Origin of the sequence: Phocaeicola faecalis (genome assembly GCF_021730445.1) — a bacterium.
GTDB lineage: Bacteria > Bacteroidota > Bacteroidia > Bacteroidales > Bacteroidaceae > Phocaeicola > Phocaeicola faecalis.
Genome location: NZ_JADNRM010000004.1, coordinates 208175 through 223099, shown reverse-complemented (window position 1 = coordinate 223099; position 14925 = coordinate 208175). Strand labels below are relative to the sequence as shown.

Below are 14925 nucleotides of genomic sequence, written 5' to 3'. Positions count from 1 at the left end.
GTAGGGGCGAGGTTTGCTCGCCCGAAAACAGTTTGTTTTGTGTCTTCGGGCAGGCGAACCCTGCCCCTACAACTGACGATGGGATAGCCCGGTTTAGTTTTGACACACTACCATGCTGCAAAAAAGACCTTGATGCTTTCCAAAAAGACCTTGATGTTTTAAAAAAAACTCAAAGTCTTTTTTAAAAAGCTCGTTGTGTTTTCAGAAAAGCTCGGTATGTTTTTCATGTAGGGGCAGATTGCATCATCCCCTCATTAAGCCGATTATCCTTCTTTTCCGTTCATCCTTACATTTTAATCAAAACACTCACATAATCAGTCGGTTAAGAATGACAGCACATCCCCTCATCCTCCCTTCAGCCGCGCTTCCCGAGTCCCTTCACAAACTNTTACATTTTAATCAAAACACTCACATAATCAGTCGGTTAAGAATGACAGCACATCCCCTCATCCTCCCTTCAGCCGCGCTTCCCGAGTCCCTTCACAAACTGCCTTCAGCAATTCCCTTGTGTACTTTCTACACCTCTTTTCAGCCTGCCGTTTTCTGTAGGGGCAGACCCATGTGTCTGCCCGAGAACAGTTCACTTTAAGTTATTGGGGTCATTGGGCGGACCCATGTGTCCGCCCCTGCCGTAAAGTATTATCGAAAAAGTTCAAAAGCCGGAAGGAGTTTTACAAATGAAAGGAGGCTGAAAGGGCGGTGACGGAATGTCCATTCACTACCGGAAGCCCCATCAACAGGGCGTTTCAACGACTAATGAAAGGAGGAAGGAAGAGAAAGCTTTTCCGTTTGTAGAGCGAAATAACACAGTTGTTTTTTGTGGATTCAGTCATTGCACGGCAAGCCACTTTAGGTACTTTACGGTTACTGTTTATTTTCTTCACCCTCTTGCGGTGAATTAAGAGCAATTCCTGTCTTGGCATTCATCGGACTGATGACCGCCTTGCCTGTTTTTGCCTCCAATTCCATACGAGTGTTACGAGCTATTTCTCCACCCTCTTCCGCCACCTCCATGTATTCTTTAAAAGTCTCGGGATTTTTACTTTCCGAGATTTCTTTGGTGGAAAGTTCTTTAAAAGGTTCTGCTTTGGGCGATGGAATAGATTGAATGAGGCGGATAAGTTATTGTGTGTCAGCTACATCAGTCAGACGCATTTTGCTGTCAGCCGCAAGCATTTTCAAGAGGTTGTGTCAAAATGCTGGCACAACCTTTTTTTATGCGTAATAGGGTGTCAAAACAAAAATGACCCTTCCGAAAAGTTGCAGATTGTAACTACCAAATTTAAAAGAGCCGTATCAAACTCTGTTTCGAGTAATGATACGGCTCCTTCTCTTGCTTTTTAGGATGCTCAAGTTTCAGTTTAAAAGTTCTTCTTTGGTTTAATCCAGTTTTGACACACCCTCATAAAATATAATTATAGACGATTTAGGCTATAATTATAAAATATGCATCAAAGAGGCTATATCTGATAGAGTTGCTTTTAGTGCGTCAATCTATACTACAGATATAGGTTGTTCAACTAAAAGCAACTTATAATATCTTGGAAGGCCGTCTATTTCAACCTATACGCTTCCTTGTACCCTTTCATCAAGGTGCGTTCGATGTCGGATGTGCGGTACAGAATCTTTCCGCCCACCTGCGTGTATGGCAATATGCCATTGTTACGGTAGTTCAATCTCTGCATTCCATATTTGATAGAACAAATCATGATAACAGTTCAATCGTAAAAGGTATTCCTCCTATGATTGAACTGTTAGATTTATATACAATCAGGTATTTCCCTAAATTGCATTATTCTAATACTATTCAGTTTGATTTACAACAAAATAAAACCATCAATTTGCATATTGACTAAAAAGACAATATTACATTCAATTTTTTTAATTCAATTTCCACTAAACTGATTTCGATATTTTTATATAATAATCTCATATCATCAGATCCTGATGATTGTAAACCGATGTTATATAAATTATTCTCGCCTAACGATAATCTGACAATATCACCATTAGGCTTAGTGAAATCAACATGTGCGCCAAAATCATCTACAGTATGAGCAGGATCAGTAGATTTAACACCCTCTACCAATAGGCCTGTTTCATAACTAAGATAGGTGGTCAACAGTTCGTAACGATAGTATGTTCTGAACGTGTTAGATCGGAAATAATAGGTATGTCCGTTAGAATCGCTATAGACATAACGGCCATAAGTTCGAATATGTCCGAATAAGTTTAACAGTGATTGAGGGTCACTTATGTTCACAATATAATATTGCCAATCAGCTTTTTTATACTTGCTTTTATTTAAAGTGATTTCCCGTTTTAGTAAGTCTTCAAAAGAAAGAGAAATATTAGTCGGAAGCAACCATTTATCAATTAATGTTTTGAATAAAGAGCCATAATAACCGGTTGCAGAATCTTGCTTTCTCAAATACTGCTTCCAACTGTAGTCTCTGTTGTTGTTTAATCGCCCTAAGCTTCCAAGACCTCTGTTTAAGTTGTGACGATAGTCTTGATAGCAAAGCATAGCCTGAATTAGCAAGGCATCGATAGGTTTGTCTTCGGGTAAAGGGTTATGGAAGATTCTGTCGAGACACAGAATGTATGAATCGAACAAAGTCTTGTCATAAAATGTTCCATTATATGCCCATGATAGAGGTGCGATGATTTGTCCCCAAAGATAATAGTTGTTCTCTGCCTTTAGTATGCTGCTCTCCCAATCAATGGCAGCGACACCATTGGAACCATTGATTCTTAAATCAGCTTTAATGGATTCTTCATCAAGTCTTGCTTGTTCTTGACTATATGCATTATTTTTTATATGATAGAATATGAGTCTTAGAATATCCTGGCTATTGTTGGTTCTATAACTATTCTTGTATTTGTCCAACCAGTGGTCAATGGCTTTTATTGCAGCTTTCACATCTGCAAAATTATCCAATCCTGAGTTTTTGTTGTCCGAATTATATACATTCCGAATAAACCGCATCCAGTCAATGAAATTGTTTTTCTCTATGAGATTGGCCGCAATGTTTTTTGCCGGAACAATACGAAGATACCCAAACATGGCGTATACCATGACACGTGTATTATGCGTAGGACTGTCACTTGTGAATTCATCCAACAGGGTTAAGTCATTATTTTGATTGAGTTGTGGAAGCATATAAGATGCGTCACGCCAACCTGCTGAGTCTTTATAAATCAGGCTCTGAATATCGTTATATATACTCTGAAAATCCAAAACTGCAAATCCGGTATTGCCTATCGTGCGTTCGTGTCGGGCATATTCTATGTAACAATCAATTACATCATTCACATATTCTCTTTTTGAGATGGAGGCAACCAATCGAGCGGCATAGTCTATGGCATCATCGTTACGTTTAGGGGTACCTGTAATTTCGGTAGTGAAGAAACTCTTTCCTGCCATACGCACGAGAAGTCTTTCGAGTTTCCTTTCCACATCTCGCACAGTTTTAAGCTGCGGATTGTTTCCAATATTTGAATTGTTCCAGCAATAGTCTATCCAGTTTCCATCAATAGCCTCACGCCAAGAGTTTGCTAAGTTCATGGGTAATCCTTGTCGTTCCATTTCCTCTTCAAGCGAAGATTTGAGAATTTCAAAACATGTCAGAGCCTTGCCACGTGCGTTCATCTTCTCAAACAATTGGTCACCGTCACATACCAAATTATCAAGAAGCATAAATGTTATGTTGTCAAGATTGGCTTTTCGATTAATTCCGTCCTGATAATCCAATCCTCTTTCTTGTAGATACTTTACAGTAGACTCCAAGACTTTAATCATGGAATAAATATTCGGGTCATTATGCCAATCCCACTTAAAAGAGTCAATGGATTGCATATAATTAAAAAGGGAAGGAACTGGAATCAAAGGGAAACGCAACCTGTTACTAACGGGGTCGACAATTCCACTTGCGTTCTTTTCTGTCTTCCATCTTGATTTGTTTATTTTATTCTGCTCTTCAGTATTGGAAACTTCTTTTTGCCAACTTCTTATAATACAGCTGGCCTTTTGCCGAACCAGCCAATGGCAAAACTCCTCACTGGTATCTCTTGTTTCATAAATAAAGAGTGAGTGTTCGGTTGCTTCTGTGCGTAATTCTTCACCTCGGTTGAATAACCAATATAGAAGAAACAAGGTAGTAAGACGCTGTTGACCGTCAAGTGGCTCAAAAGCAATATTAGGGTACTTGCCTGCATCTTGCCAACCTTCAGATATGGTTTCCCCATTATTTATCATATAGCCATATATGAAATCGAAAGACAATGCTTTTCTGTAGCCATAAATGACATCAAGCATATCGTTGAGGAGGTTGTGCCTTTTACGCTCAATCATTTCCGTGTTGCGGCCCTCTGCATAATCCCGTTGAATTTTGGGTATGCGGACTGGAATCTCACGTACCTCTACCCCGCTCTGTACAATGCCATTGGGTAATGTAACAGTCCACGAATAAGTTCTGTGTAGAAGAGTATATAAATTGTATTTTGCCATGTTTAAAATATTTTGTTGATTGTCTCTTTTATAGCATTGGTGTATTCTATTTGGTCTTCGGGTCTCCATCTCATCATGCTGAAAGCAGAAACATTTCCCTGTGGGTTGGAATAATACTTGAGAAACATATATTTTGTACAGACAGGTATATATGCGCCCTCTTGATCGCTCCGTTTTAAAATGCGCAATTTTTTCGGAAATAAAGCGTTCTTATACTCTCTGTTTATAGATGAATTTAACAAAGTCAGATTTCCTATGGCATCCTTATTTGTCATTGATATTGAACTGTCCCCACATGCGTAGTAATTCTCAACTTTGGCCCTATATGGTTTGAACTTATTACCGACATCTTTGTTTTCTTTTTTAAACTCTTTGAGTAAATCGATACCCTCTATAATAAGGTCACGTGCCTCTATTGCGGCTTGAGTGATTTTTTTTGTGCTGTCAGTCTCCTTCCTGTCGATTAATAGACAAGACAATGCATGTTCTTTTATCCACTCTTCTTTTTCATCTACTTTCTCAATCGGATTGTCGGTTTGGGAGTTTACATGTTCCACATCATAGGAATTGTCTCGATAAAGGTTGAAAGGAAACTTTTGGCCGAACTTATCATTAGTCAAAACATTGAACAGAAGCAGTGTCTTACGTATCTTTATAAAACCGTCAGTATCTTGGTACGAGAAGTCATCAATGTCGTTTACATCAGCGTAACCAAGACATTCCTTAACGATGGATTTAAGTTCTTCTCCCTGAGATATTTTGCGGTAAATCTTCGAGAGTTCATAGTTGTTCTCCACAAGATAGCCTATGAAATTGTGTTTGTGGACGTCTTCGTGCCACTTGCACAAAGTGTCGAAGAATAGTTTTATCTCATTCCATAGCAACTCTATCTGTTGAGTATCAGGAGTTGTTGTCAGATTATGCATCTTATCGTAATAGTAACGATATGAATTTCTATTATTGCCGTCTTTGCAATCTTTGATAAAATCAAAGAGCAAATCCATGCGGTTGCTGTACTCCTTGTTTTTGGGCGAAAGCATCTTCCAAAATTCGTTGTCCTGAAACATTTTGCCCATCTCATCCCATTTTCTCACAAGGGTATCCGAAGTCATTAGTGAACTTCCTGAAGTAGGCGACAATTTGATACAGAGCAAAAACAAAGCCTTGATAAGTTCAGAATCTGTCAAGCCGATTTTCCCTCGATTAAGACGGTTGAAAACCTCTATATCGTGTATTCTGTCTCCATTGGGTACGGTGGCAGTGACAGGCTCAATATTATACCAAATAAATTTGGCTCGCAATGAGGGTGGTGTTGATGAACCGCGTGAAGCATCGGGATAGAACAAAAGTTCTTTGATTTTGTCTTGTAACGACGGATTACCGGACAGTTCTTGATCATACCACTTTTCGATTTTATCCTTAGCCTTTCGGACAAAATAGCTATCCAAATTATCGGTCGGTAATGGATAATCATAATTTGGAGATGTCGGAGTATATGTGATTTTTGCAAAATCAAGCTGCTTTCGGTTTTCATATTTCAGGGTGTAAAGTTTGAGTGGCGAATTAGTGTAAAGTTTTTCATTTATACACGTTAATACCAAAAGCATTGTTGTTAAGCGTTGTTGCCCATCCAGCACATCCCACACATATTCGCCGTCTACTTGTTTCGGTTTAACCATTAAGGGTTGAAGATAGTAGTTGGCTTTTCTTCCGACATTGGTCTTGGCAAAAGTTGTAAGGTCATCAAGAAGATCGTCAACTTGTTTAACATCATTGTCTTCCACTCCTTCCTCAGATGACTCCCACCTGTAACCACGTTGATATGAAGGTATTGTAAATATGAAACTACCAGTCAATAATTCACTGACAGGCATTTCGATAGGATTGGAGTAACCGATGATATTAGCAATATTCGTTAGGTCCATAATGATATATCTGTTTATAATAATTTCATTGCTATCCATGCACAAGCCTCTGCATCAGCAAGAGCATTGTGATGGTTTTCCATGTTGTAGCCACAAGCCGCTGCAGATAGGTGAAGTTGGTGACTTGGAACATCAAGACATCTACGTGATGCGGCAAGGGTACAATGGAACTCATAGTTAGGATATTCCAGTCCATATTCCTCAAATGCCGCTTTCAGGCAACTTTCATCAAAAGGTCGGTTGTGAGCCACGAGAGGAAGTCCTGCTATGCGATTTTCTATCTGTCCCCACACTTCCGGAAATATTGATTGTCCGTCCGTGTCTTGACGAGTAAGCCCGTGAACTCCAGTTGTCCAATATGTATAATAATTGGGAGACGGCTGGATAAGACTATAAAATTTATCGACAATGTAACCATCCCTGACAATCACTACACCGACACTGCATACACTGGAGCGTCGTCCATTGGCAGTTTCAAAATCTATTGCTGCAAAATCTTTCATGCTCAATCATTTTTGTATAAGTTATACATATCCGAAATCCACCCTTTCATTGTCTTTCGGAGAGAAACCGGTGAAACAACTTCTATCATTGCCCCCACGTGAAGCAGCCTCATGACAAAATCGTATGTAGGTACAAGATATAATTCAAAATCGGCATATTCACCATTGTCTTCCAACAGCTTTTGGCTGTGATGTAACGGCAGTGAATTAATATAAGGGATATGATCTTTATATGCCCTGATAACAATACGTTCCGGATTTATATTCATATTCGTAACAATCCCATAATATGAAGAGAAAAAATCAGATGCCGAAAAATCTTTTGGTAGTTTGAAAGTTCTATCTTCTACTTTTAAATCCTCTATACGGTCAAGTCCGTAAATTCTGATGTCATCGTATTGGACATTGTGTGCCAACACATACCAACGGTTTTCAAACAGTTTTACACAATACGGTTCGATGCAAAATGTGTAACTTTTTGTCTTGCCAAAAGCGCAATAGGTGATTGTTACCGTACGGTTTTCTTTCATTGCTTCAAGCAATGCGGCAAGATAATCACGGGCGGATGGAACCTGATTGACGAGAATCCTGTCTTTCAATGAAAGATTCTCTCCGATAAGGTTGCCGACAGCAAATGAATCAAGCATCCATTTTTTCAAATTATCTTCGTCAATATCCTCCGGATTTTCTATGTAATACAAATATCCCCCTGCCCGTTGACAAGAGATTATTATCCCGAACTGGCTGAAAATGGCATCTTTCCAACGATTGAATGTCGCACGGCTCAAAGGCCTGTAGTCACTCAAATCCTTGTTGCGCTCCCAGCGTTCCGAAATTTCTTCAAACGATATTTTCCCGGCTCGCCGGATAGTATCTATCAGCCAAGTGTATTTTTGCAGTTGAATCATTGTCGTAATATATTAACCAATACAAAGTTAACAAAAACTTATAACATATAATGATACATCCAATAAAATCATCACGACTATCTGGTTGTTGCTTTTTATCACATCGCTTTGAAATTGAAAATAGGACGAATAATATTGGCAATAATCACAGTTTCGCTAATATTGTTGATAATTTCCGAAGCCGGTTTGTAAACCATTGGAGATTCATCGCGAGTGGAATCTACAATGCTTTCGGAATAAATCCCATGCATAGACGTTTTGAAATCTTCCATAGAAATGACTTCGTATGCCTGACTGCGGCTCAATATACGTCCCGCACCGTGTGGGGCGGAACGATTCCAATCGGTATTGCCCTTACCTATGCACAACAGTGAACCGTCGCGCATATTGAGTGGGATGATGCACTGCTCGTCTTTGGCGGCAGAAATAGCACCTTTCCGTATGACATTATCATCCGATATGTAATTGTGGACTGATTCAAACTCATTTTCAAACTTTATATCCGGGAAGAATTTGAGTAACAGTATTGATATGAGTTTGCGGTTGAGAACTGCCCGTTGTTGGCAGATACGCATATCGTGAAGATATTGTTCACGAACTTCTCCCTCCACATAGCAAAGCTCGGCAGGAATAGAAGGCTCTGCCTTCAGTTGTTCCTTACGCATTTTCTTTATAACTTCTTGAAATTCAGATTTGCGTCCCATCGCTCCAATGCTTTCTGGTCGATATTATCTGTGAAAATTTTCACATCATACCCTTCTATTGTTTTCATAACCGAATTATTATATATTGATAGTAGTATTCATGAAGACCGCTTATTCGTATAGAGCTTCAAAACCTCTACATCCACAATCAAATTTCAAGCGGATGTCTCCTGTTTTTCCATTTCTATTCTTGGCAACAATAATTTCAGCAATGCCACGTAAGTCATTGCCATTTTCATCGGTATAAATGCGATAGTATTCAGGACGATGGATAAAGCAGACCACATCTGCATCCTGTTCAATAGTTTGGAATTCACCAAAATCATTCAACTGTGGCCGTTTTTCATTGATATCCCCACGATTTTCAATACCACGATTTAATTGACTGAACGCTACAATAGGGACATTCAAATTTTTAGCCAATGTTTTTAAGCCACGTACAATACAAGCTGCTGCTTCTTGTCTGTTTGAGTATGATAACCCAGAGCCACTCATCAGCTGAAGATAATCAACAACAATCAGTTTCACTTGAAAATCGCTTATCAGACGGATTGTCTTTTTATATAACTCTTGCATGGTCAATGCAGGTGTGTCGTCAAAGTAGATAGGTGCTATATCTATTTGTTTTTTAGCATCTTCAATCTGCAATAGTTCTTCTTTGCTTAAAGCGGAAGCGTCACCCTCTTGATAATCGTATGTTTTACCACATTCAACTCGACTTAGTATATTGCAGAATCTGTCGATAAGTTGTTTGGTGGAATATTCAAGAGAAAAAAAAGCGGTAGGTATCCTGTTTCTAATGGAGATGTTTCTGAGCATAGACATCCCAAAAGCGGTTTTCCCCATAGCAGGGCGACCACCAACAACAATCAAATCGCCATTATTCCAGCCACCGGTTATTTTATCCAATTCTGTAAACCCTGATTTTACACTTGATTTTTGAGTACAATTAAAACCATTTCTTCCAATACATTTCATAATTTTCTATCTTTACTTGGTTAATTTCCTGCAAAATTAGATGATAGCTGTCCCAATTTGTGATACAACACTGAGTTTTTCTCATGTTGTTACAATAATTGACACACCTGTATATTACCTTTGCGGGCGGATAATAAAAAAATGAAAATACTACATCTTTCTGATACTCATGGTTGCCATAGGCGGCAGACTGATTTTCCTGAAGCTGATATAGCTATTCATTCGGGCGATTTCACTATGAATGGAAGCAAACAAGAAGCTATCGATTTTTTGAATTGGTTTTGTGACCTTGATTATCCGCACAAGATTTTTATCTGTGGCAATCATGATGAATATCTGTATGGAGCAAGTATAGATGGATTGGATGCCAATGTCCACTATTTGTGTAACTCCGGTATTGAACTGTACGGTATCAGATTTTATGGAATTCCGATGTTTGTGGGTGATTGCATTACAGAACGGCAAAGCCTAAACCACTCACGAATTCCAATCGACACCGATGTGCTAATTACACATACACCTCCATTTGGTTTTTTGGATTTTGATGACAGCATCAATTATGGGTCGGAAAAATTACTTTCTCGTATATCGGTAGTTGCACCCCATTTGCATCTTTTCGGGCACATACATGCCCAGCATGGGATAAAGGTTCATAGTGGTACAACATTTTCCAATGGTGCTGTGATGAATGGTGACTATACAAATCTTGTATCCCCCAATCTTATAAAAATCTAATCTTAAAGAAATTTTCGTACCTTTGCAATCAGCTAATCATACCACTTCCATTTGATGCAAGATGAAGAAGATAACACGTTACAAATCCATTACCTATTTCCATAAGATGGATTTATATTTTTTTGAGAGACAGTGATATACCATTAAATAAAAGCATTGTTGCTAAATCATTACCTCACAATTGGGCATCTATCCCAAAGCCCTTATTCTAAGCCGATAAGAAAAACTTTCCATAATTACTGAGAAAATTTCTCTTCGAATGAATAATCCTTGCTATTTTTGCATCAAAATGTAGCAGTTATGAAATCATTATTATATATCTTTATCGGAGGAGGAACAGGAAGCGTACTTCGTTACTTACTGACCATTGCCATTCACCGCCAGACAGGGACGGCTTTCCCATGGGGGACTTTTGCCGTCAACTTTCTGGGGTGCATACTGATAGGCGTTTTTTATACGCTCGCCTCACGCATCCATGTCACCAATGAGTTACGCCTGTTGCTCACCATCGGACTTTGCGGCGGGTTCACCACTTTCTCTACTTTCGGCAATGAAAGCCTTCAATTATTAAAATCAGGTTTTTACCCGACCTTCTTTGCTTATGTGATTGGTAGCGTGGTTCTGGGAATTTTCGGAGTCATGCTCGGAGTTTGGATGAGTGAATAGAACAAAATCCTTTCCTTCTTTGTTATTACATAAAACCATCCAATTAAATTTTAGAATCAATATGAAAATAGCAAAGATTAAAGGAAGAGAGATTCTTGACTCACGTGGTAACCCCACTGTGGAAGTAGACGTGACATTAGAATCCGGTATTATGGGACGCGCATCTGTTCCGTCGGGTGCATCCACCGGTGAACATGAGGCTCTGGAATTACGCGACGGAGACAAGACCCGTTACGGAGGAAAGGGAGTTTTAAAAGCTGTAGACAACATCAATAATATCATAGCTCCGGCATTGACCGGTATGGAGTCACTAGACCAACGCGGCATTGACATGGCTATGTTGGCTTTAGACGGTACCCCCACTAAATCCAAACTCGGAGCCAATGCCATTCTGGGCGTATCACTGGCTGTGGCAAAGGCAGCGGCAAATTATCTGGACATACCTTTATATAGATATATAGGAGGAACAAACACTTATGTACTGCCCGTGCCCATGATGAATATCATCAACGGAGGTTCGCATTCCGATTCTCCCATCGCTTTTCAGGAATTTATGATTCGTCCTGTCGGTGCCAAGTCATTTCACGAGGCATTGCGCATGGGAGCAGAAGTGTTCCACGCGCTGAAAACCGTATTAAAGAAACGCGGGCTGAGCACTGCTGTAGGTGACGAGGGAGGATTCGCTCCTGTTCTGGATGGAACTGAAGATGCATTGAATTGCATTTTGGCAGCCATCGAAGCTGCCGGTTATGAACCTTTCAAACACATCACTATCGGTTTGGACTGCGCTTCATCAGAGTTCTACCATGACGGCATCTATGATTATACGAAATTTGAAGGAGCAAAAGGTGAAAAGCGTACCGCATCGGAACAGGTGGCGTATCTGGAGAAACTGTGCTGGGATTATCCTATCGATTCCATCGAAGACGGCATGGCAGAGAATGACTGGGAAGGCTGGCGTATGCTGACCGAACGCCTCGGAAATCGCTGTCAATTGGTAGGTGACGACCTGTTCGTAACGAATGTGAAGTTCCTGGAGAAAGGAATCAGCGAAGGTTGTGCCAATTCTATCCTGATTAAAGTAAACCAAATCGGTTCGCTGACCGAAACGTTGGATGCCATCGAAATGGCTCAACGCAATGGTTACACCACTGTCACCAGCCACCGTTCGGGTGAGACGGAAGATGCGACTATTGCCGACATCGCGGTAGCAACCAACAGCGGACAAATCAAGACCGGTTCATTAAGCCGTAGTGACCGTATGGCAAAATACAACCAGCTGCTCCGCATAGAAGAAGAATTGGGAAACCGTGCCGTTTACGGATATAAAAAGATTGCACATGACTTCAAAGTATAAGAAGGCATGTAAAGTCACCGCCTGACATATCATTTCGGAAGTGTGTCAAAACGTGGATAATGCTGTCGTTTCGTTCGTAGGGGCGAGGTTCGCTCGCCCGAAAACAGTTTGCTTTGTGTCTTCGGACAGGCAAACCCTGCCCCTACAGCTGACGATGGGATAGCCCGGTTTAGTTTTGACACACTACCTTTTAGTCCTATCCCAAGGGGCTATATTTCTTCTTCATCTCATCCACACTCATTCCCGTGAAATAGTCTTCTATAAACTCCCATCTGCGCTCATCATCCAAGGAAGTATTACCGAAAAACAATTGGAACAGCTCAATCTGCTCAAGGAATATCTTTTCATTGTTCTCAAGCACGAAATTTTTATAGGCTCCCGATGCCACTTCTCTTTCTATCACTTCGGGCATATTGACAGTTACCTCTACCGAAGGCACACCACCTTCGACAGTAAAATCGACCACATTGAGCATTGACAAAAGATTGAGAAGCATATTAAGGTCTGAAAAAGGCGTGATGTAGAACAACAACAAATCTCCTTTCACTCCTGTAATACGCTGAGAACAGAGCTTCTGATAGCGTGAAAGCAATAAATCAAAACCTCGGGTAACAGTAAAAATCAACTTGTCTTCATCCTTTTTCTTTGTACTGCTGATATAACTGACACTTCTTCCCTCCTCCACTCTCGATTCCAACAAAGAGGAAAGGAAACGTTTGGCCGAAGGAACATCCATATCGTATTCGGCAAAGATACTGCGCAAATCATCTTCTTCAAACTTACCCTTATTACCATATAGGCTGACAGTCAGTAAGTCTTTCAAGCGTTTCAACAGACCGGCCAGTTTTGTACTTATATCTCCCGCATCTTCTTTCAACAACACTTCATGTTTGCCGACAGCCGCCGCACGGACGCCCTCAAACAAATTGCCATTATATAAATCGCGTTTGAACTCCCGATAACCCATTTCCGAGAAACAACTCTCCCACAATGCTTCAAAAGATACCTTATAAATACCTTCCGCACCGACAACGGGAGTCATAAACTTTTTGTACGTTTCCTTGAAAGCAACATCCCCCGTCTTTTCCTGTACATATCCATCTGTAAAAAGCGTCCGGGAGTTTATCTCAACAGGATGTCTTCCAAAACGGCTGGATAAATCTTCCTCTATCCATAACAAGGCTGTTTTTATCACTTGCCCCAAATCCGATTCGTACTCCAACTTGTTCTGCTTGCGAGGCAGTTTCACTGCAAACTCAAAGTCCGACAAGGACACTTGCATCTCCCGGTTTTTTCCCTTCATTAAATAGATTTCCCAAAGCTTCTTCAAAATCATCCCCAACTGATTCTGTGTGATGGCTCCGGCAGAATGTAAACGCTTCATAAAATAGAAATCCCGTTCGTGAAAGTCGGTAGCCGCAACGCCTTTAATCTTCTTGTCACGCGCCGCACGTCCTATCTCCTGGATATAGTCGACAAATGTACTCGAAGGAGCCACATGATACACCCGGTCAATATCGCTAATATCAATACCCATACCGAATGCTTTTGTCGCAATAATCATGCGTTTGTCACCTTCCTTAAAGGCCTCGACAATCGCTGCCTTCTGAGCCTTGTCCTTCTTTCCGTAGTAAGAAGAAACCAATCGCCAGTTGGTAGACCGCACCCACATTTTAAGTCGGGTATCTATACTACCGGCAAAAGGATAATACATGATGGTTTTATGTTCTTCCAAAAAATCATCGGTACGTCCGATAATGACACGTTGTTTTGCCCTATCATAATTTTCGTCTTCCCCGATAGTAAGCAAGCGAATATCAAAGCCGATATTTTCGCGCTTCACCGTTCCCACAAACAGTCTGCAGGGGTCGATGCGCAAGGAACGGATGGTTTCAAAAACCATATCATTCCCCCCGCGAGGATTCCAGACGGCAGTTGCAGTCAGTGCAAAAACCGGGAAAGTATATCCTTGATTCTTTTTCAGATTCTCCAGATGACGTCCCAAAAACCAGTAATCCACACGGAATTCCTTACCCCATGTAGTTACCGTATGCGCCTCATCCACCACAATCAACCCAATCCGCCGGTCACCTATAAAATGTTTAATGTCATAAGCCAATAATAACTCAGGAGAAAGATAAAATAAATCAGTCTCCCCCTCGCGGACCTGACGGTATGCCTCATTCTTTTCTTCCGGCGAAAGATCGGAAGATGCATAAGACACTCTTTCATATCCCAAATCACGCAAATTTTCCACTTGATCGACAATCAAAGCCTTCAGCGGAGAAATCACTATCGTAAGCAACTGATAGGCTTGCCCCAGATAAATGGCTGGAAGCTGGAACAGTAAAGATTTACCGGCTCCCGTGGGCGCCGTCAACAAGAAATTGTAAACAGAGTCGTCTGTCTTCATTGATTTTTCAGACTCTTCAATAACCTCTTCTATCAACTGTCCTTGGGAGATTTTCAATTTACCTTTGCCGGAAGACAAATCATTATAGACTTCAAAATCACGGAAATCGGTATAACCATATATTTCCTTTAAAAGTTCTTTTACGGCCGGGCGACATTGCTGCGGTAAAGATGCAGTCGCAATATTTGTTTCCTTCATGAAGAAAAAATTAGCTGGATAATATATA

11 protein-coding genes and 2 pseudogenes are annotated in these 14925 nt (G+C 40.5%); 4 read left to right on the top strand and 9 right to left on the bottom strand.

Annotated features, from left to right (window positions below; all coding sequences use genetic code 11):
- Positions 1 to 185 (top strand): hypothetical protein (locus IR173_RS07350; RefSeq protein WP_237039006.1); only part of this gene is annotated, 185 nt, incomplete at its 5' end.
- 679 nt (positions 186 to 864) lie between these two features.
- Here the strand turns inward: IR173_RS07350 and IR173_RS07345 are convergent.
- The 8 genes and pseudogenes from IR173_RS07345 to IR173_RS07310 form a co-directional block, all read right to left on the bottom strand.
- A pseudogene (locus IR173_RS07345) lies at positions 865 to 1071 on the bottom strand (hypothetical protein); the annotation flags it as partial.
- Between the two features lie 482 nt (positions 1072 to 1553).
- Positions 1554 to 1673 (bottom strand): annotated as a pseudogene (locus tag IR173_RS07340) (helix-turn-helix domain-containing protein); the annotation flags it as partial.
- 179 nt (positions 1674 to 1852) lie between these two features.
- Entirely contained in the window at positions 1853 to 4510 is a 2658-nt protein-coding gene (locus IR173_RS07335; RefSeq protein ID WP_237039005.1) for a DUF262 domain-containing protein, read from the bottom strand.
- A gap of 2 nt (positions 4511 to 4512) precedes the next feature.
- A complete protein-coding gene (locus IR173_RS07330) occupies positions 4513 to 6435 on the bottom strand; it encodes a DUF262 domain-containing protein (RefSeq protein WP_237039004.1) in 1923 nt (640 codons plus the stop codon).
- A 14-nt stretch (positions 6436 to 6449) separates the two neighbouring features.
- Positions 6450 to 6938 (bottom strand): 3'-5' exonuclease, encoded by a 489-nt coding sequence (locus tag IR173_RS07325; RefSeq protein ID WP_237039003.1) that lies wholly within the window; start codon positions 6936 to 6938, stop codon positions 6450 to 6452.
- Positions 6939 to 6940: 2 nt separating this feature from the next.
- Entirely contained in the window at positions 6941 to 7846 is a 906-nt protein-coding gene (locus IR173_RS07320) for a helix-turn-helix transcriptional regulator (protein ID WP_237039002.1), read from the bottom strand.
- Positions 7847 to 7944: 98 nt separating this feature from the next.
- On the bottom strand, positions 7945 to 8511 hold the full coding sequence (locus IR173_RS07315) for an RtcB family protein (RefSeq protein ID WP_237039001.1): 567 nt from the start codon (positions 8509 to 8511) through the stop codon (positions 7945 to 7947).
- A 150-nt stretch (positions 8512 to 8661) separates the two neighbouring features.
- The gene (locus IR173_RS07310; RefSeq protein WP_237039000.1) at positions 8662 to 9528 is read right to left on the bottom strand and encodes a DnaB-like helicase C-terminal domain-containing protein; all 867 of its coding nucleotides are present in this window, start codon (positions 9526 to 9528) and stop codon (positions 8662 to 8664) included.
- A gap of 141 nt (positions 9529 to 9669) precedes the next feature.
- On the opposite strand from IR173_RS07310, the gene IR173_RS07305 reads away from it, so the two are divergent.
- The 3 genes from IR173_RS07305 to eno all read left to right on the top strand — a co-directional run bounded on the left by IR173_RS07305 (position 9670) and on the right by eno (position 12286).
- Positions 9670 to 10263: a metallophosphatase domain-containing protein gene (locus tag IR173_RS07305; RefSeq protein ID WP_237038999.1), complete on the top strand. Its 594-nt coding sequence runs from the start codon at positions 9670 to 9672 to the stop codon at positions 10261 to 10263.
- 300 nt (positions 10264 to 10563) lie between these two features.
- Positions 10564 to 10929: a fluoride efflux transporter CrcB gene (gene crcB / locus IR173_RS07300; protein WP_237038998.1), complete on the top strand. Its 366-nt coding sequence runs from the start codon at positions 10564 to 10566 to the stop codon at positions 10927 to 10929.
- A gap of 61 nt (positions 10930 to 10990) precedes the next feature.
- Positions 10991 to 12286, top strand: coding sequence for a phosphopyruvate hydratase (gene eno / locus IR173_RS07295; protein WP_237038997.1), 1296 nt, complete (start codon positions 10991 to 10993; stop codon positions 12284 to 12286).
- A 196-nt stretch (positions 12287 to 12482) separates the two neighbouring features.
- Here eno and IR173_RS07290 read toward each other — a convergent pair whose 3' ends face one another.
- Complete coding sequence (locus tag IR173_RS07290; RefSeq protein WP_237038996.1) at positions 12483 to 14897, bottom strand: DEAD/DEAH box helicase; 2415 nt, start codon at positions 14895 to 14897, stop codon at positions 12483 to 12485.
- Positions 14898 to 14925: the final 28 nt, after the last annotated feature.